Raw genomic sequence first — 18,984 nt, 5'->3', positions numbered from 1 at the left:
TAAAGGTCGGGGCGTAGCTCAGTTTGGTTAGAGCGCTAGCTTGGGGTGCTAGAGGTTCGCTGGTTCAAGTCCAGTCGCCCCGACCATTTATTTTTGGGCTCTTTACATCTCTAATCTTAAAAGCATCTTAAAGATGTCAAATATATTCCTCTTTTCAACATCTTCACTTGCAACAAGGTTATAAATTGCAAGAGTCTTACCGTCCTTTATAAGTTCTATTCTACCCACTACTTGACCAAGCTTCACAGGTGCTGGTATTTCTTTTGGTAAGATAGTTTTGGTTTCAATAGAGTTTTCATCTCCTTTTTTAACAAGGAGTTTTACATCCCTTTCTAAAACTGCACTTACCTCTTTTTTTAGCCCATTTCTAACCCTAACCTTGCCAAAACTAAAATCTTTTGCATATGGGGCATACATCGCAAAATTTGCAAATCCCCAGTCAAGAAGTCGTACAGCCTCGTTAAATCTTGTTTTACTATCTGGTGCAGCCATTATAACTGCAATAAGATGAAGAGCATTTCTCTGGGCTGATGCTGAGATACAAAACTTTGCTTTGTCAGTTGAACCTGTCTTTACACCTGTACAACCTCTATAAAATCTCACAAGTTTGTTTGTGTTTGTAAGCCCAAACTTACCGTCTCTTACAGTGTCAACCCATGTTGTAAGATAGTTTCTTACGAGTTTGTGTTTTAATAGTTCTCTTGACATAACAGCAACATCATATGCAGAGGTATAATGTCCTTCTGCATCAAGTCCATATGGATTTACAAAGTTTGTATCGAGCATACCAAGCTCTTTTGCCTTTTGGTTCATCATATAAACAAACCCTTGAACACTTCCAGCCAAATGCTCGGCCAAGGCAACACAGGCATCATTTGCAGATGCAATTGCAATGGATTTTAAAAGTTCTTCTACTGTCATCTCTTCATTTTCTTTTAGGTATACCTGGGAGCCACCAAGACTTGCAGCGTTCTGACTTGCAATTACCTTGTCAGAGAGCTTAAGTTTACCTTTTTCAATTGCCTCACATATCAAAATCATTGTCATTATCTTTGTAATTGAAGCTGGGGGAAGTTTTTCATGAGAGTTTTTCTCAAAAAGTACTCTGCCTGTGTCAAAGTCAACAAGTATTGCAGACATTGCAGAAAGTTCAGGACTATTTGTGAGTTCATTATTTTGCGTTTGACAAAAAGCTCTTATAAAATTTAAACTCGAAAGAAAGAAAGATAAAATTAAAAGTGTTAAAATTCTTTTCACAACCTTTCACCCCAATTCCTTTTATTTTCCTATAATTAAATTATCTACACAACCTCGGCTTGTTATTCACAATACATATTCTCAAAAATCAAGAGACATACTATTTTTAAAAAGCTATTTAAATTTTTGAAGTTACATGAGGTGAAAGGAATGAGGTATATAAAGGTCTTATTGGCATGTGCTCTTTTGATTGCTACTCTTTATACACTTTCTCATTATGAACAGATAAAATTCAGATATGTAGTGAACCCCATTGTTTTATCTTACTATGGTTCAACTGGAAGTGAGGTTATAGAAATTCAAAGAAGACTTAAACAATGGGGATATTATGATGGACCAATCGATGGAATATACGGGTACAAAACATATATGGCTGTGAGATATTTTCAAGCCAAAAACGGTCTAAAAGTTGATGGAATTGCGGGAAGTGAGACCTTAAGAGCACTTGGAATTGTAACCACAACTTCACGCTCATCTTACAATTCTAATCTGAACCTTCTTGCCCACTTAATCAGTGCAGAGGCACGGGGTGAGCCCTATGTTGGACAGGTTGCAGTTGGAGCTGTTGTGCTAAATAGAGTAAGGCATCCAAGCTTTCCAAACTCCATTGCAGGTGTCATATACCAACCCGGGGCATTTGAGTCTGTTTCAAACGGGCAGATTAATCTACCGCCAACAGCCTCTGCGATAAATGCAGCACGAGATGCTCTAAACGGCTGGGACCCAACAGGGGGAGCTCTCTACTTTTTCAACCCGGCAAAGACAACAAATAAATGGATTTGGAGCAGGCCAATTGTTGCTGTTATAGGCAATCATGTGTTTGCAAAGTGAGGTGAAAAAATTTTAAAATGGACCTGCCATTTAAGCTATACCCTCAAGAACCTATCTCTGGTGATAAGCTGATGATAATTTATAACAGAGGCATCTTACTTGATGGACTAAAGAAGGATATTTACCTTCAATTTGGGTTTGGAAGAGATGATTTGATAGAAAAAATTTATGAGTGCAAAATGATCAGAAAAAACTCAGAATATCTAATGGTAATCCCAACTTTGATAAATGGATTTTTATACTTAGCATTTAAAGATAGCTTTGGAAACAAAGATGACAACAACGGCAGTTTCTATAAGGTTCTTATAAAATCAAAGGAATGAGAGGCTTTTCTCTCATTCCTTTTTACACTCTTTGCAGATGCCATAGAATTTTACCATATGATTTATCACCTTAAATCCCTTTTTCTTTTCAATCTGCTCTTCTAAAGCCTCTAAAAGGTCGTCTTCTGCTTCTTCTACCCTACCACATTTGATACAAATCAAATGGTGATGGTTATGCGAATCTTCACTATTTGAAAGTTCAAACCGTGAACATCCATCGTCAAGGTCAATTTTATTGAGCACTTTTAAATCACTTAAAAGCATTATTGTTCTATACACTGTTGCCAGTCCTATTTCTGGCATCTTTTCTTTAACTATCCTATAAATTTCTTCTATACTCAGATGCTTATCTTGATTGTCCAAGATAGAATCAAGAATTATCCTCCTCTGTGTTGTTAGCTTATATCCCTTTTGTTTAAGTTGTTCTTTTATCTCCTCTAATTGATTTTTGCTCATTGATTTTCTCCAACTCCATTTAGTTAAAATTATAACTTCTCTATTTTATGATATACATTTTATTCTCAACCAAACTGACATGTCAATATCTTATAGAGCACTTTTGCTTACAACCTTTACAATTACCTCTGCATTTTAAAGAATCCAAAAGCGAAGAGTTGCATCTTGGACATTTTTTGTTTGTAATGTCAGCTTCATAACCACATACAGGACACTTTGTCTTCATTTTGAAGTTGCACCTCTTTTTCGAGAATTTTTAAACAATCATAATATGTGCTAAAAGTCCTCCCACCAAAATGGCTATTACAGCCGAAGAAACCCAAATAAAAAGTGAATACTTTAGCCCGTTTTCTTTTGTCATCATGGCAAAGGATGTTATACAAGGAACAAACAGAGTAGTTGTTACAAGTGCCACAAACATCTGTCTTTTTGTGGTAGGAATTGTGACAAGCCCTGCTGCACCATAGTCTCGTCTTATAATGCTCAGAATAAACACCTCTGTCATTCTCTTTGGAAGTTTCAAAAAACCTGTAACAATGGGCTGTGCTATATTTTCAATAATTTTAAGAAAACCTGTTGCGTCCAAAAATCCAAGTATAAGTGTTGCCAAAACAAATATAGGCAGTGCTTCAATCAGGAAGTTTTTAGACTTGTAATATGTCTTTTTAATAACGTTTAATATAAGCGGAATTCTTAAAGTAGGAAGGTCTATAAATAGCGACGTTGAGCTGCCTTGTATAACCTTGTTCAATATCCTTCCTACAATCCCAAATACTAAACCAATAATGAGTATATATATAACAAGATACCAATAACCAAGTCTTGCTATCAGTCCACTTATAATTCCAAGCTGAGCAGAACACGGAATTGCAAGCCCAAGTAAAAACATAGTGATAACCCTCTCTCTTTTTGAGCCCAAAATCCTTGTTGTCATTGTAGCCATTGTGACACATCCAAACCCCAATATAATCGGGATTATAGCTCTGCCATTAAGACCAATCTTGTTAAATACTTTGTCAACAAGTGCTGCAATTCTTGGAAGATACCCACTGTCTTCTAATATACTCATAAAAAGGTGAAAGGCAACCACAAGAGGAAATAGAAGACCTAAAAAAACTACTGGAAACATAGAAAGCAGGCCGTAGTTACCAATTAAAATTTTTTGTATATAGATATTTTTTACAAATGGAGTGAGTAAGCCTTTCACAAATCCAAGATAATACTCACCCATTACCTTATTCATTGTAAAATCAACAACTCTCTGAGCAACAAGCACACCCATAAAGTAGTACATTATATAAAGAGTTGCTGCTAAAATGGGAATACCAGTTATAGGATTTACAAGTATTTCACTTATTCTATTTTTAATTTCAAGCTTTTTTGTGTCAAATCTTACTGCTTTTTCAAATATCTTATCAACATGAGATCTTCTTAAACTGTAAATCTTCTCTTGCAACTCTGAAATCGAAGGGTTGAAGATATTTTCAGCTGTAGCAAGGCCATCTTTAGAAAATTCCATACCTGCCTCCTGTAAAAGTTTTTGAAGCTGTGGTGTAGGATTGCCTTTTCTAAAAAGGTTTTTATCAATCGCCTCTTGGAGCTTTTCTATGCCTTCTGCTTTGGTTGCTGAAGTGACAATTACCTCAACACCTAAGGTCTTTTTTAAGGCATCTATGTCAATCTTCATGTCATTTTTTTTAACCTCATCAAACATGTTTAAAACAACAATTATGTCCTTTTGATAGTCTATGAGCTGTTGGGTTAAAAATAAATCTCTGTCAAGGTGAAGAGCATCAACAACGTTTATCACTTTGTCAACGCTCAGAACAATATCTCTTGTAACTATCTCCTCGTCATTAAAAGAAGAGATGCCATAAACACCGGGGGTGTCAATTACTACATAGTTTTTGTAAAATCCATAGTTTATATCAACTGTTGTTCCAGGAAAATTTGAAACTTCAACATATTTACCAGTGAGTTTGCTAAAAACTACTGACTTTCCAACATTAGGATTACCGACAAGAGCTATGACTTCTTTGTCTTGAGGAAGTTTGAGTAGTTCAAATGACTGGCAGTGACAATGCATTTTCTTTTCAAACCCCTTTCATATCATTGTTCAATCTCTATCTGTTTTGCAAGTTCTCTCCCTATCGCAACCTCTTGATGGTTTTTGCGTAAAATAACAGGCCCATTGTTTATTTTAGCAATGCACTTGACTCTACTTCCTTCATTTATCCCAAATCTCAGTGCATATATCCTTGCATTTTTGCTCTTTATACTCTTTATCACAACTTCCTGCCCTTTTGATACCATGTCCAATGTCATAAATCCTCACCTCTTTTTTTACAATCTTCAATGCTCAAGTTTGTCTTTGAAAACGTGTTGTAATTGATAGTTTATTTTAATTGAGAATTATTCTCAATTAAATGATATCAAATTTTTTCTAACAAGTCAAGCAAAATCTCAGAAGGTTTTCAGAATAAAGCTAAAAATCAAAGCTGTGAAAGAAAAGAGTAATTTTTCTCAATTTTTTAGCCATTTGACGCAAAATTTCGCAAATTTTGACCTTTTTTGACCTTGACAAAGTCTATATTTGTAATTATTTTTATAATTGGAAGAGTATATAATCCTCCTTTAATCAAAAAAAGGGGGGTGAAAAAAAGTGAACAAAACAAGCAGTGAAGTACAAGCCACAGTAGATGCTGTAAAGCTCAAAGACCTGTCAAAGTCTGCACCAGAGCTGTTTGGAGTAAAAACTGGAGTGGATGGCATAGATAAGCTTTTTTACAAGGCTGAATTTTCAAAAGAAACTGGCAAGCCTGTTGTAAAACCACTTGGTGGAATTCCCGCGTATTCTGTTATAAACCTAAGTGGTGTTGCTGACACTGGGAAAAGTCTATTTGCTGAGCAGTTTGCTGTTACTCAAGCAAATGAAGGAAATAGCGTTCTTTATATCACAGTTGAAACACCTGCGGAGTTTCTGTACTCTTCACTTCTTTCACGTGCTGCTGCCATGAATATTGACAAGTCAAAAGTTGAAGAAAATGTGTACATGCTTGACATTACCAAAGACTTTAATATCCGCGGTAACATAAATAACTTCATTAAGACAATAGAAAATGCAGCCACAAGATTTAATATAAAAAACGTGGTAATTGACTCTGTTACAGGATTATTTGAATCAAAAGAGATTTACGCAAGAGAAATTGTGAGAACTATCTATAATTTTCTAAAATCAAAGAGACTCACAACCTTGATGATTTCACAAAAGCGAAGTGGACAGGAACATCTCTCTGCTGAGGCTGCAGGCGGATATGCAGTAAGTCATATTGTTGATGGCACAATTGTATTTTCAAAACAAGTTATTATGAACAGGTTTGACAGCAGTACATTCAAAAGACCAATTGGTGATGTTATTCGTCTTTTGAGAGTTGATGGATGTAGAATGTGTGGCCATGATTCAAAAACATATGTATTTGAGATTGAGCAAAACGGACTCATAAAGGTTCTGTACCCGCTCGGATATATAGCAGGCCAGCAAAAAGAAGACAAAGAATAAATAAAGTAAATAAAATATACAAAAAAGGGGTGCAGGCCATGAAAAGGATTGATTTGGTGCAGCAAAATATCGATGAGGTTATAAAACAAATTTTCTCAATTGCTATTGACATCTTGGGTGGACCAAGAAAGCTTGTTGAGTACAAAAGACTTACATGGCTTGCATCACTGATGGAAGCTATTTTTGTCATTTACCTTCACAGTGAAGAAAACCAATCAGCAGATGAGATTGCTGAATTTTTGGGAATTAGCACTCAAACAACAAAAGCAATTTTGCAGAGCAAGCCTGAGTATGCAAAGAGCAAGCTCGAAAGTGGTGATAGTGTCGAAAAAACTCATATTGCAGGTGGTATTGCAAAACTTGCATACAAGACATGGAAGGAAAGCCAAAGTGGAAAATAAAAAACGGCTCTATGCAGAGACTGCGTAGAGCCGGAATTTTTTACACATTCACATTGAACAAATCTGTTGATAAATACCTCTCACCTGTGTCAGGAAGAAGAACAACAATCATCTTCTTCTTATTCTCACTCTTTTTTGCAACCTCAACGGCGCCATAAAGTGCTGCACCTGATGAGATTCCAACCAAAATCCCTTCTTCTCTTGCTAAGTACCTTGACATCTCAAACGCATCATCAGATTTTACTTTTATTATCTGGTCATAAATCTTTGTGTTCAAAACCTTTGGTACAAACCCAGCACCGATTCCTTGTATCTTGTGAGGCCGTGGCATCTCACCTGACAACACTGCAGACTCAAAAGGTTCAACCGCAACAATTTTCACACTTGGTTTTTTCTCTTTTAACACTTCTCCAACACCTGTAATTGTACCACCTGTGCCAACACCTGCAACAAATATGTCAACCTGACCGTTTGTATCATTCCAAATCTCAAGCGCAGTTGTTCTTCTGTGAATTTCTGGGTTTGCTAAATTTTCAAACTGCTGAGGCATAAAAGCGTTAGGAGTTGAGTTGTAAATCTCAAAAGCTTTTTCAATTGCACCTTTCATTCCCTTCTCACCAGGTGTCAAAACAATCTCTGCACCATATGCCCGAAGCAGCTTTCTTCTTTCAATGCTCATTGTCTCTGGCATGGTCAAAATGAGCTTGTAGCCTTTTACAGCACATACCATTGCAAGAGCAATACCTGTATTGCCACTTGTTGGCTCAATGATCACTGTGTCTTTGTTAATTAGTCCCCTTTTCTCAGCATCCTCAATCATTGCAAGACCTATCCTGTCTTTAACACTTCCGCCAGGATTGAAATACTCTATCTTTGCAATGATTTCTGCATCAAGTTCTTTTGAAAGCTTATTTAGCCTCACAAGCGGTGTCTTTCCAATTAACTCAGTTATATTGTTGTAAATCATTTATATACCCCCAAATCCAATCGAAATAGTCGGTTTTTATTTTATTATATAACTTTCTCATCAATATGTCAAAAAAAATTAAAAAAAGTAGTTTTATTTATTGATTTTGAGACTTTGAAATTTCCTCTCTTACAATCTCTCTTATTCTTTCTTCTGTCAAAACCTCAGACTTTGTTGCAAGATTCATCTTCTTCAATATACTTTCAACCTGTTTTGATATATACTCGTTTAGCTCTTTTTTCTGTTCTTCACCTTTTTCCATTATCTTTTGAATTACCTCTTGTACTTCATTCTTGCTAATCTCACCTTTCTCAGCAAGTTCGTTCACAACCCTTTCTACCTTTTCTTTAGATAGCGCAAATACACCAAGCCCAATGTTGATAACCTTTTCTAAAAGGTCTTTCATTTTTTTACACCTCCATAATTTTATTTTTCTTTTCTTATAATCATCAAAAGCATGACAATAATAAGGCTAATCAATATTAATATACCCAATCTTAAAGCCCATAAATACCAAGTAGATAAAATTGTTTTATATAATGCAGGGGACAAAAGCCCCCCAACTGTCATCCCTGCAATTATTATACTCACAGACAGAAGTATAATCGAAAGTGAAAATTTATTTGCAAGCCTCTCAATTCTCTGCAGTACCTTGTCTAAATTCTTTAGCTCAATGTTTAAGATAAACTCATCATCTTCAAGCTTGTCAAGGATTGTTTCAACTTTTTTGGGCAGAAATTCAAATAGATTAAAATATGAAAATAGCACATTTAGGATATTTGTCAGTCTCAGCTTTGACAATCTACTCTTCAAAATTAGCCTGTTTACATAAGGCAAAATTGCTTCTAAGATGTTCAAATCAACCTTCAAAATTGCTATGCTATTTTCAAGAAGGCTCAGAGTCCTCCCAAGTAAAACAAGCTGCTCAGGAATTTTTAGCTTATACTTAAATGTGAGTTTGAACACGTCATTGAATATCTCCGCAATTTTAATTGAAGCAATAGGCTGGTTGATATAATGATTAACTATATTCTCAACTTCCTTGTAAAACTTGTTGGCATCAACACCCCTGCTAATAATCCCAAGCTCTTTAAACGCCTTTATTGCCATTTTCTTGTCATTTAGAACTATTCCAAGTAACAAAGTTGAAAGGCTTTCTTTGTCTTGGCTACTGAGTCTTCCTATCATACCAAAATCTACAAACGCAATGCCATGGTCATTTGTAATTAGAATATTACCAGGGTGAGGGTCTGCGTGGAATATTCCAAGTTCAAATATTTGTGATAGGTAAAGATTTATAAGCTTTTTCCCAAGTTTTACTCTCTCATTTTGAGGAAGAGAGTCAACATCAATAGCATTTAATGTTTTTGCTTCAATAAAGCTTGTAACCAAAACTTTATCTGATGAAAGTTCATCATAGACATCTGGAATGATAACTTCTTTGTTTGATAGAGCTTTTTTGAGTTTTTTCATATTGCTCTGTTCAAACCTAAAATCAATCTCATGCAAAAGGACATTTGCAAGCTCATTTACAATCTCAGAAAAGCTTATAATACTTTTAACTGGTGAGTACCTGTCTAAAATAGATGCAAGCTTTCTCAATATCTCTATATCAGTTTTTACTTCATTGTCAATATTTGGTCTTCTTACTTTAATGGCCACTTTTTGACCATTTACATATCCGATGTGAACCTGCCCAATTGACGCTGTTGCAATTGGCTCTTTTTCAATGTATTCGAACTTTTCAAGCAAATTTTCCTCTTTTAATACATTTTTTACTTCTTCAAAAGAAAAGGGCTTTACATTTTCTTGTAATTTTTTTAGCTCAACAATAATGTCTTCAGGAACTAAATCCGGTCTGTTTGCAAGTAGCTGACCCATCTTGATAAATGTTGTGCCAAGCTCCTCTAAAGCTTTTTTTAGCCTTACACCTCTGTTTATCCTATTTTCGGAAAATCTTCTAAATCGCACAAGTGGGGTGCTGCTAAACACATACCCAAATCCATGTTTTATAAACACATTGGTGATATACCTCAGCCTATTGATTCTTCTTTTTCTTGCGTTTGCCAACAAACTCACTCCATTAAAATCTTTTCAACCTCTTCGCGTGACTTTGCAGAAATTAGCTTTTCAAAATCTTGCTCATACAAAATCTTTACATTTAGCTCTTGGGCTTTTGTAAGTTTGCTGCCAGGGTCCTCACCAACAATCACAGCAGTAGTCTTTTTAGAGACACTTTCGCTCACTCTTGCCCCCAAAGTCTCTAAAATCTCTTTTGCTTGGCTTCTTGAGTACTTTGAAAGAGCACCTGTCAGCACAAATGTATATCCTTTTAAGAGGTCTGACTTTGCTTTTTTCTCAGAGACTGTATTAACCCCTGCTTTTTTTAGCCTTTCAATCAGGTGCTTTGTTTGCTCCTGACGGAAAAAGGTTACAACACTTTTTGCCATTTTCTCACCAAAGTCAGGAAGCTTTAAAAGTTCCTCCTCGGTAATGGTAAAAAGGTCGTCAATTGAGGATATATGCTCTGCCAATGTCTTTGCAGCTTTTTGTCCAATGTGTCTTATACCCAAGGCAAATATTAGTCTGTCAAGAGGTCGTTTTTTAGACGCTTCTATAGCCTTTAATAAGTTGTTTGTAGATTTGACGCCAAACCTCTCAAGGTTTACTAAATCATCAAACTTCAGATCATAAATATCAGCAGGTGTCTTGATTAAACCCCTTTCAAATAGATTTTTTACTATCATCTCGCCCATGCCTGCAATATCCATTGCATCACGCGACACAAAGTGCAAAATTAGCCTGTAGCTTTTTGCAGGACATTCAACACCTGTGCATCTGTATGCAACCTCATCCTCAAACTTTATAACATCTGCTCCGCACACAGGACATTTTTTTGGCATCTCAAAAATCCTCTCATTTCCTGTGCGCTTTGAAAACACAACCTCAACAACCTCTGGTATTATCTCCGCTGCTTTTTGAACTACTACTGTGTCACCAATTCTGATATCCTTTTGCCTTATATAGTCCATATTGTGAAGAGTTGCACGTGACACAACCGAACCTGAGATTCTTACAGGTTCAAGCACTGCAGTTGGAGTAAGAATACCTGTTCTGCCAACATTTACTTCAATATCTATGAGCTTTGTCTCTTTTTTCTCTGGCGGGAATTTATAAGCAACTGCCCATCTTGGCGACTTTGCAGTTGAACCTGCCACATCACGCAGGGCTAATTGATTTAGTTTCACAACAGCACCGTCTATTTCAAAAGGAAGCATGCCCCTTTTTTCTTCTATCTTTTTAATAGCTTCATATGCCTCTTTTATATTGCTGCAAACAACATAGTCAGGTGAAACTTTAAATCCTAAATGTTTTAGGTACCTTAGCGCCTCATCGTGAGTTTTGAGTTCTTTTTCACACCACTGAACATTGAAAACAAATATATCAAGCTTTCTCTGTGCTGTTATTCTGGGGTCAAGCTGGCGAAGCGACCCTGCTGCTGCGTTTCTTGGATTTGCAAAAAGCGGCTCTTCATTTTCTTCTCTTTCTTGGTTTAGCTTTATGAATTCATCTTTTGGCATGAACACCTCGCCACGGACAACTATGTTTATATCTTCTTTGAGCTTCAGCGGAATTGACCTGATTGTCTTTAAATTTTCAGTAACGTCTTCACCCACATTACCATCTCCGCGTGTTGCACCTCTTACAAAAAGACCATTTTCATATTCAAGCGCAACAGAAAGCCCGTCAATTTTATACTCCACAACATAATTAAAATCGTCAGTGCCAAGAAGTTCTTTCAGTCTTCTGTCAAAATCATAAAGCTCCCCTTCACTGAACACATTCGAAAGTGATAAAAGCGGTACCCTGTGAACAACCTCTTTAAACCCTTCTTTTACCTTGCCACCAACCCTTTGTGTGGGTGAGTCAGGGAAGATGTATTCTGGATACTGTTTTTCAAGTTCAACAAGCTCTCTGTAGAGCATATCATACTCGTAGTCGCTTATTTCTGGATTGTCTTCAACATAGTACTTATAATCATGATAATTGATAAGGTCAACAAGCTCTCGAATCCTCTTTCTAATAAACTCACTCATACATTTCCCACCCTTTTTTTGGTTTAATTCTACTTTAGTAAACCTTAGTATAACTTGTATCCACCTGTGATTTGTATATTTTAAGCCTGTCTTTTTTATCAAATTTGTCAAAGAGATCAAAAACTACATCTACAAAAACTTTTTCACTTTCATAGTGTCCAAGTTCAATTATACTAACTCCAAGCGATCTTGCTAAAAGTATTCCATGATGCCCTATCTCACCAGAAATGAGACAGTCAGCACCTTTAAAATAAGCATCTTTTATAAAGTCCTTGCCAGAACCACTTACAATTGCAATCTTCTTAAACTGGTTTTTTACAAGACTTGCTTTTACAAATGAGAGATTAAGTTTTTCTTTCAGTTCTTTTATAAGATTTTCAGCTTCAATATTCTTCCCACCAATGACACCTATATACTCATATGAAATCTCATTTTCAAGTCTGTATATATCGTATGCAACCTCTTCATACGGATGGGCTTTTAGCATGGCTTTTATCACATTTTTGAGTCTGTCCTCTGGAACAATGCTCTCAAGCCTTACCTCGTTTACACTCTCAAGCTCGCCAATTTTCCCTATAAAAGGATTTGCACCTTCCTGTGGCTTAAAACAGCCTTGCCCTTCAACTGCAAAAAAGCAGTGACTATATTTTCCAATAAACCCGGCACCCTCTTGCGCCATGGCTTCTAACACTTTTTCTTTGTAATCTGAGGGAACATATACAACAATCTTAAAATACCCATTTTTTTGTTTTACACTCAAACCTTCAACATTTTCAAGATTTAAAAGTTTTGCAAGATAAAAATTTATACCATGCTTTGAGACATCTGCATTTGTGTGAAAAGATAAAATAGCTATATCATTTTTTATAGTATCTATTATTAATCTTCCCTCAGGTGTGTCATCTTTAATTGATTTTAACCCCTGAAAGATTAAAGGATGATGTGAGATAATGAGCTTCACACCAAGTTTTTTTGCCTCATTTAAAACATCTTCTGTGACATCAACACAAATCAATATTGAGTCTACCTTTGCTGAAAAACTACCTACCTGAAGCCCTACATTGTCCCAATCATATGAGAGTTTCTTGGAAAAGTAATTTTCCAAAAACGTTGCAATCTCTTGGATGCTTACCATTCATTTAAAACCTCCTCAATCATCTCTAAGACCTTTTTTTCTTCCGAAAAATCTTTTTTATTTTCTTTCTTCATCTCTGCTATTTTTCTCAGTTTCTCTTTTTTTCTCAAAAGGTATTCTAATGATTCCTTGCTCTTATTGCGAACGTGTCTTCCTACATATACGTCAATCTCCGAATATTCAATATTAAATGACTTTTCTGTTTTCATTATTACGTAGAATCTTTCTTTATCATTTACAACAAATTCCTCTTTTATATCAAATCCATTTTCAAAAAGCCATCTTCTTAAAAGTTCTATATCCTTCATGGGCTGCAAAATGAGCTTTGTGTTTTTAACCTTGTCTTTAGCAGAAGACAAAATATTTGAGATTGTCTCTCCACCCATTCCAGCAATAACAGCTTGGTCAACTGGCTCTCTAATCGGTTCAAATCCGTTTCCCACGAAAAACTCTATTTTATTAAAAACTCCTTCTTTTTTTGAAAGTTCTATTGCTTTTTGAAGAGGTTTTTGATTTATATCAACTGCAAATACCCTCAATGCAAGCCCTCTTTTTATTGCCTCAACAGCAACATAGCCATGGTCACAGCCAATGTCAGCAAGCGTGGTGCACTTTTCTAAAATTTTCAAAATTGCTTCTATTCGCTTTGAATACACCTGTGCTCTTTCCTTCTTTTCATGTTTTAAAAATTTTTCTAATAACAATTATAGTTTTTGTAAATAATAATATCAAACTTTTGTTAGAAAAGAAGATGACTAAAAAATGAAAAAACTTAAGGATTTTGAAAGCGAAAGAGAAACATTCCAGAATTTTCTTCATGTAAACAAAGGAAGTTTGCAAGATGAACTTACAACCACCATTGAAAAACAAAACCAGCCAATTTTTAAAAAATCAGAAGAAAAAAAGAGGTTGTGAAGTTTTACACAACCTCTTTGTTCTTCTCTTCACTTTTTATCAAATCTTCAATATAAAGTCTTGCTAAAAGGTAACAAATTGTTGACTCTGCACCTTGGTTTTGATTTATTCCATCTTCTTCAATTCCATCTCTACACCCGCCAGTTTTTTCATCGTACAAAGGCTGTTTGTGAACATTTTCGCCCAAAAACCATCTAAACGCTTTTAGAGCTTTTTCTTTGTACTCTTTATCTTCAGTAATCTTATACGCCTCTGTATACGCAAGTACACAGTCACATGCATCTATTGGCTGCTCATCAAAGTATGAACGCTCTTTCCCCTTTTCATACCAGCCTCTGTTACCAATCACACGCAAAATTCCATTTTCAAATAAAATGGTTGTAAGAAAATCAAGTGACTCTTTTGCAACCTTTAGATACTTTTCTTTTTCGGTTACCGCAAATGCCCTGAAAAGTGCATAAGGAATGATCGCGTTTGCATATGTGAGTTTGTCAGAAAACCATTTCCAATTTTCATCGGAATGTTTTCTGTAAAGGTTAAGAAGTTTTTCAGAGAGGACTTCTAAGTACATCTTTGCCTCATTTGAAAATTCTTTAATGTCATGCAGCATAGACAAAGCTATGATTGCATATGCCATACTGATAGGATGCTTTAATTCAAGGACATTTCTGAGCGAGCGCTTTAACATTACATATGAGAGCTCTTTTATGCTGCTGTCAAGTACATCAGAGGAATAGACATAAGAGAGGGCTATGAGTGACCTTGCAAAACAGTCCTCTGTTCCCTTTTCGTCAATAAACACCCTTGAGTAGTTCATAAAGTTTCTGAAATATCCATCGTCAGTATAGCTATTATACAAAAATGCCATGTATCTGTAAACCAAATCCAAGTAAGCTTTGTCACCTGTCTTTTCAAAAAGCCTGAGTGCAACAATTAAAGCTCGTGCGTTGTCATCTGTTGTATATCCTTCTTTGTAGTTTGGAACAGAGAATTTTGCATGCTGCAAAATACCAGTTGAATCTGTCATTCTAAACAGGTGCTTTGTGTTTAACGAAGGTAGGACAAGGCGTTTCATACCTTTCTTCATGCTATCACCCCAACCTTCTTATTAAGCTGTACTACATCGTAGAATATATCAATCATCCTTTTTGCAACATTGTGCCAGTACATCTCTTTTCCAATCTCCAACGTCTTTTTCTCAATCTCTTTCCTGAGGTTTTCATCCCTCAAGAGGGTTATGATAGCATCTGCAATAGAGTGAGCATCTTCAAATTCAACCAGCATTCCTCTTCCGTCAGAGAGCATCTCTTGTGCGTAAGTGTATGGTGTTGATACTATTGCCTTGCCGCTGCCAATTGCATATGCCAGTGTCCCTGATACCGCCTGCTCCCTCCCTATGTAAGGAGTGAGGTAGATATCGGATAGGCGCAGGTATTCCATTATCTCTCTTTTTGTAAGATACTTGTCAACAAATATCACATTGTTTTCTAATTTTAATTCTCTTACCAAATTTACAAGCTTGTCTCTGTACTCTTCACCTTTGAGCCTCTTTATATTTGGATGTGTCTGACCCAAAATCAAATACACTGTATCCGGAAATTCCCTTCTTACTTTGTCCATAGCTTGTATAGCATACTCCAAACCCTTGCCGGGACTAATTAATCCAAATGTGCTTATAACCCTTTTCCCACCAAGATTGTATTTTCTTTTTAAGGTTTCTTTATCTTCTAAGTCCATATATGGTACTCCATGGTGAACTATCTCTATCTTCTCCTCTTCAATGTCGTATACATCCGTCAATATCTCTTTTGTTGTCTTTGCCATAGTTATTACCTTGTAGCTTGCATCAGCAAGTTTTTTGAGTATCTCAAATTGTTTTGCTGTTGGATTTTTCAAAACTGTGTGGAATGTTGTAATGATTGGCTTTTTGATAAGCTTTACAAATGGAACTATATAGTCCCCATCCTCCCCACCAAATATACCATACTCATGCTCAATTATAACAACATCAATATCTGACACATTAATTAAATTAGCAGCTTTTACATAATTAGAAAATTTATCTTGATTTATATCATACAAAACTCTATTGTCATAAAGATGTTTGTCCTTGCTAAGTGCAATTACATAACAATGTCTTACATCATTATATTTTTCAATTGCATTTACCAAATCTTGTGTAAATGTGGCAATACCACATTCTCTTGGGGGATAAGTGCTTACAAAAACTGGTTTGATAGACACTTTAATCCCTCCCTTTTCAATAATTTTAATTACTAAAAGGACATAATTATTTTTCCCTATTTATCTTGCACTATACCTTTTTATTCTGCCTTCTGGAAAACCGCGAACGACATGGAGTTTAGACTTTATACCCTGACTTGTTTTACTTTGACCTTCCTTGATTTTCATTATAAATATCTGCGAATTTTTGTCAAGTTGATATTAACTCGATTTTTTGCAATTTTTAGCTTTTAGCAATTATTTAATAAGATTTTCAGCCGTAATACTAATTATAGCTTTAATTTTCTTCAAAATTCTTATTTATGTATTTTTGTATCAATAATACCATTTATTTTCTTATAAATTTCTGTTGACAAAATAATGAAAGTGGGTATAATAAATAAGTGATAGGGGTATATGGTATACGGAGGGTTGAAAAATGGATGAGCTTTATAAAGAAAAAGAAAATCTGCTTTTGAGACTTCGCAAAATTGAAGGACAAATAAAGGGTATCCAGAAGATGATTGAAAATGACAAGTCGTGTAATGAGGTTTTAACTCAAATAGCAGCTGTCAAGGCTGCTCTTAATAAGGTGGGTGCAATTATTCTTGAAAAGTATTCAAAGTCATGTATTGCTGAGTACAAAAATACCGAGAATGAAAAAAGTATTGATGAGCTGATAGAAACCTTACTAAGGTTTATCAAATAAATAAAAATGGGTATATATAAAAATTGAAAGGAGCTGTGATAAAGATGGCAAACAACATTGTAACTTTAACAAGCGAAAACTTTGAAAGGGAAGTATTACAATCGGATATCCCTGTAGTTGTTGATTTTTGGGCTGCATGGTGTGGACCATGCAGAATGGTTGCGCCTGTTATTGAAGAGCTCGCTCAAGAGTATGCTGGCAAAGTCAAGTTCGCAAAATTAAATGTTGATGACTATGGCGATATTGCATATGCATTTAGAATTATGAGTATACCAACTATCATGCTCTTTAAAAATGGTCAAGCTGTTGACAAGATAATTGGTGCAAGACCAAAGAGTGATTTTGTAAACTTCATAAACAGAAACTTATAAAGACTTCAAAAATGGCAGCACTATTAAAGTGCTGCCATTTGTTTTTTGTTTTTGTTTTGAAAAAATTTTAGTAAGTAAGCGTAACTTCTGCTTTTATTTCTATTGTTCCTGCTTGTACTTGTGAAGATGACGCTGAAAGTGCCATCTCCTGAGTCTTGTATACAATTAGTGGTGCGTTTACATAGATATTTTCATTCACAATCCTTGGTTTTCCTAAGCTAATCCCAAGCCCTTTTGCCAGAACATTTGCTTTTTCTTTTGCATTTTCAAGTGCTTTTGCAAGGGCTTGATTATAGTATGGTGCTACGTTTGAAATGTCAAATCGCAGATCAGAAAAAGTATTTGCGCCGTTTTTAAATGCAATGTCAACAACTTTCCCTACCTGGGATATATTTCTCACTGTGACTGTCAGGTCTGTTGATGCATAAAAACCAATTATCTTTGATGCGTTGTCGTCCTTGTTATATGAGTATTTTGGGTAAACGCTAATTCTAAGTGTTTTGATATCCTTTGAATCAATGCCAAGTTTTCTTATTGCATCTATTATTTTGTTTATCTTTGAAGATGTTTTGGAATAAGCAGCATCTGCACTAATATCTTCACTCAAAACACCAAACGTCACAACTGCAATGTCAGGCTCTGCAAAAACTGAAGCTATTCCTTTAACATTTATCTCTGTCTTTGATTGAGATGCTGGAGCTGACGAGGCTTCAGCTCTCCATAGAGAAAATATAAAGGCGTTTACAAACAATAGACCAATTACTATTAGCATTACCTTTAATCTTTTTGTTTTCACTAAAATCCCTCCTAAATAAAAATAATAAAATTCTTTTCACACTGTTTTCTAAACATTATAACGCCTCCACTTTGGTAAATGTTGCGTTTACTTTTTAAAATCTATCCAAAAAGCCTTTTAAACTGCAAAGGGGTAATACCCTCTAATTTCTTGAACATATAGCAAAAATAGCTTGGATTTTTAAAACCAACTTCATAGCAAACCTCTTTTATTTGAATTGAGCTTTGCCTCATCAAAAGTTCTTTTGCCTTTTGAATTCTAACCCTTATTAAGTACTCATAAGGAGTTGTTTGAAATGTTTTTTTAAATACTGTGCACAGATGCTGTGGCGAAAGATTTACTATGCTTGATATCTCATCAAGGGAAATAGTTTTTTTATAGTTTTCTTCAATGTACTGAAGTACTGGTAAAAGCTTTAAATAGTTATTTTCAAAGTTTTTTTCAATCTTATTTTGAAGGTTTAAAAACATGTGAAGAATAAAGCTGTAGATAAGCTGAGAGCATTCAATTGACACAATGTAATTATAGACACTTGCTTTGTTCGATATTGCTTCTAACATTCCTTCCAAGTACTTTTTGTTTGTGAGCTTGAATATTTCAAAAGGTCTTATTCCCATTGTTTTGAGAATTGTTTCTGATGCAGGTCCATTAAAAGTAAGCCAAATGGTCGACCACTTAGATGTTGCTGCAAAATACTCATGGGCAATGCCTGGATACAAGAAAAAGGCTGTATTCTCATCAACTAAGTACTTTTGCCCATCAACAATCAAATATCCATTTCCTTCTAATGTATGCAAATAATGATAATCAGGATGCCCATTTTTTCTTATAACATGTTCTTGGTATTCATTAGAACCAACGCTTTTGAGATAGATTGGAAGCCCTTTTTCAAGTGATGTATTGACAATAAAACAGGTTTTCATAGCAAAAGTCTATCACCTTTC

The 18,984-nt window shown here is 35.3% G+C and carries 21 protein-coding genes and 1 tRNA gene; 8 read left to right on the top strand and 14 right to left on the bottom strand.

Annotated elements, in window-relative coordinates:
- Positions 1-7 precede the first annotated feature (7 nt).
- Positions 8-86, top strand: a tRNA-Pro gene (locus PGC14_RS04320).
- A 16-nt stretch (positions 87-102) separates the two neighbouring features.
- Here PGC14_RS04320 and PGC14_RS04315 read toward each other — a convergent pair.
- A complete protein-coding gene (locus PGC14_RS04315; RefSeq protein ID WP_408605219.1) occupies positions 103-1,200 on the bottom strand; it encodes a D-alanyl-D-alanine carboxypeptidase family protein in 1,098 nt (365 codons plus the stop codon).
- 207 nt (positions 1,201-1,407) lie between these two features.
- Between PGC14_RS04315 and sleB the strand changes: the two genes are divergently transcribed.
- Positions 1,408-2,088, top strand: a complete 681-nt coding sequence (sleB, locus tag PGC14_RS04310; protein ID WP_011917264.1) for a spore cortex-lytic enzyme — start codon at positions 1,408-1,410, stop codon at positions 2,086-2,088.
- A gap of 17 nt (positions 2,089-2,105) precedes the next feature.
- Positions 2,106-2,411, top strand: a complete 306-nt coding sequence (locus tag PGC14_RS04305; RefSeq protein ID WP_011917263.1) for a hypothetical protein — start codon at positions 2,106-2,108, stop codon at positions 2,409-2,411.
- A 12-nt stretch (positions 2,412-2,423) separates the two neighbouring features.
- Here the strand turns inward: PGC14_RS04305 and PGC14_RS04300 are convergent, their stop codons facing one another.
- The 3 genes from PGC14_RS04300 to PGC14_RS04290 form a co-directional block, all read right to left on the bottom strand.
- A complete protein-coding gene (locus PGC14_RS04300; RefSeq protein WP_011917262.1) occupies positions 2,424-2,867 on the bottom strand; it encodes a Fur family transcriptional regulator in 444 nt (147 codons plus the stop codon).
- 256 nt (positions 2,868-3,123) lie between these two features.
- Positions 3,124-4,953 carry a ferrous iron transport protein B gene (gene feoB, locus PGC14_RS04295; protein WP_011917261.1) on the bottom strand — a complete coding sequence of 610 codons (1,830 nt, stop codon included), beginning with the start codon at positions 4,951-4,953 and terminating at the stop codon, positions 3,124-3,126.
- A 23-nt stretch (positions 4,954-4,976) separates the two neighbouring features.
- A complete protein-coding gene (locus PGC14_RS04290) occupies positions 4,977-5,192 on the bottom strand; it encodes a FeoA family protein (protein WP_011917260.1) in 216 nt (71 codons plus the stop codon).
- Between the two features lie 337 nt (positions 5,193-5,529).
- Between PGC14_RS04290 and PGC14_RS04285 the strand changes: the two genes are divergently transcribed.
- Both PGC14_RS04285 and PGC14_RS04280 read left to right on the top strand, forming a co-directional pair.
- Positions 5,530-6,426, top strand: coding sequence for a KaiC domain-containing protein (locus tag PGC14_RS04285; protein ID WP_011917259.1), 897 nt, complete (start codon positions 5,530-5,532; stop codon positions 6,424-6,426).
- A gap of 38 nt (positions 6,427-6,464) precedes the next feature.
- Positions 6,465-6,827, top strand: a complete 363-nt coding sequence (locus PGC14_RS04280) for a regulator (protein ID WP_271629619.1) — start codon at positions 6,465-6,467, stop codon at positions 6,825-6,827.
- A 40-nt stretch (positions 6,828-6,867) separates the two neighbouring features.
- Here the strand turns inward: PGC14_RS04280 and cysK are convergent, their stop codons facing one another.
- The 6 genes from cysK to PGC14_RS04250 all read right to left on the bottom strand — a co-directional run bounded on the left by cysK (position 6,868) and on the right by PGC14_RS04250 (position 13,682).
- Complete coding sequence (gene cysK, locus PGC14_RS04275; RefSeq protein WP_011917257.1) at positions 6,868-7,794, bottom strand: cysteine synthase A; 927 nt, start codon at positions 7,792-7,794, stop codon at positions 6,868-6,870.
- 97 nt (positions 7,795-7,891) lie between these two features.
- On the bottom strand, positions 7,892-8,200 hold the full coding sequence (locus tag PGC14_RS04270) for a phasin family protein (protein WP_011917256.1): 309 nt from the start codon (positions 8,198-8,200) through the stop codon (positions 7,892-7,894).
- 20 nt (positions 8,201-8,220) lie between these two features.
- Positions 8,221-9,864: an ABC1 kinase family protein gene (locus PGC14_RS04265; RefSeq protein ID WP_307742497.1), complete on the bottom strand. Its 1,644-nt coding sequence runs from the start codon at positions 9,862-9,864 to the stop codon at positions 8,221-8,223.
- 5 nt (positions 9,865-9,869) lie between these two features.
- A complete protein-coding gene (ligA, locus tag PGC14_RS04260) occupies positions 9,870-11,891 on the bottom strand; it encodes an NAD-dependent DNA ligase LigA (RefSeq protein WP_271629617.1) in 2,022 nt (673 codons plus the stop codon).
- 34 nt (positions 11,892-11,925) lie between these two features.
- Entirely contained in the window at positions 11,926-13,026 is a 1,101-nt protein-coding gene (locus PGC14_RS04255; RefSeq protein ID WP_271629616.1) for a Nif3-like dinuclear metal center hexameric protein, read from the bottom strand.
- Positions 13,020-13,682: a tRNA (adenine(22)-N(1))-methyltransferase gene (locus PGC14_RS04250; RefSeq protein WP_271629615.1), complete on the bottom strand. Its 663-nt coding sequence runs from the start codon at positions 13,680-13,682 to the stop codon at positions 13,020-13,022. Before PGC14_RS04250 ends, PGC14_RS04255 begins: the two co-directional genes overlap by 7 nt.
- A 106-nt stretch (positions 13,683-13,788) precedes the next feature.
- On the opposite strand from PGC14_RS04250, the gene PGC14_RS04245 reads away from it, so the two are divergent.
- Entirely contained in the window at positions 13,789-13,941 is a 153-nt protein-coding gene (locus tag PGC14_RS04245; RefSeq protein ID WP_187147298.1) for a hypothetical protein, read from the top strand.
- A gap of 4 nt (positions 13,942-13,945) precedes the next feature.
- Here PGC14_RS04245 and PGC14_RS04240 read toward each other — a convergent pair whose 3' ends face one another.
- Together PGC14_RS04240 and PGC14_RS04235 are read right to left on the bottom strand one after the other, a co-directional pair.
- Entirely contained in the window at positions 13,946-15,028 is a 1,083-nt protein-coding gene (locus PGC14_RS04240; RefSeq protein ID WP_271629614.1) for a D-glucuronyl C5-epimerase family protein, read from the bottom strand.
- Positions 15,025-16,185, bottom strand: coding sequence for a glycosyltransferase family 4 protein (locus PGC14_RS04235; protein ID WP_039766408.1), 1,161 nt, complete (start codon positions 16,183-16,185; stop codon positions 15,025-15,027). The genes PGC14_RS04240 and PGC14_RS04235 overlap by 4 nt, the downstream gene beginning before the upstream one ends.
- A gap of 418 nt (positions 16,186-16,603) precedes the next feature.
- On the opposite strand from PGC14_RS04235, the gene PGC14_RS04230 reads away from it, so the two are divergent.
- Together PGC14_RS04230 and trxA are read left to right on the top strand one after the other, a co-directional pair.
- The gene (locus PGC14_RS04230; protein ID WP_011917249.1) at positions 16,604-16,873 is read left to right on the top strand and encodes a metal-sensitive transcriptional regulator; all 270 of its coding nucleotides are present in this window, start codon (positions 16,604-16,606) and stop codon (positions 16,871-16,873) included.
- Positions 16,874-16,917: 44 nt separating this feature from the next.
- On the top strand, positions 16,918-17,244 hold the full coding sequence (trxA, locus tag PGC14_RS04225) for a thioredoxin (protein ID WP_011917248.1): 327 nt from the start codon (positions 16,918-16,920) through the stop codon (positions 17,242-17,244).
- A gap of 67 nt (positions 17,245-17,311) precedes the next feature.
- Here trxA and PGC14_RS04220 read toward each other — a convergent pair whose 3' ends face one another.
- Together PGC14_RS04220 and PGC14_RS04215 are read right to left on the bottom strand one after the other, a co-directional pair.
- On the bottom strand, positions 17,312-18,040 hold the full coding sequence (locus tag PGC14_RS04220) for an SIMPL domain-containing protein (protein WP_271629613.1): 729 nt from the start codon (positions 18,038-18,040) through the stop codon (positions 17,312-17,314).
- 101 nt (positions 18,041-18,141) lie between these two features.
- The gene (locus PGC14_RS04215; protein WP_039766406.1) at positions 18,142-18,963 is read right to left on the bottom strand and encodes an AraC family transcriptional regulator; all 822 of its coding nucleotides are present in this window, start codon (positions 18,961-18,963) and stop codon (positions 18,142-18,144) included.
- Positions 18,964-18,984: the final 21 nt, after the last annotated feature.

It is taken from the genome of Caldicellulosiruptor sp. DIB 104C (assembly GCF_028198085.1).
Lineage (GTDB): Bacteria > Bacillota > Thermoanaerobacteria > Caldicellulosiruptorales > Caldicellulosiruptoraceae > Caldicellulosiruptor > Caldicellulosiruptor saccharolyticus.
Note: the sequence above shows the minus strand (reverse complement) of the source record. Positions and strands in the feature narration are given on the sequence as shown.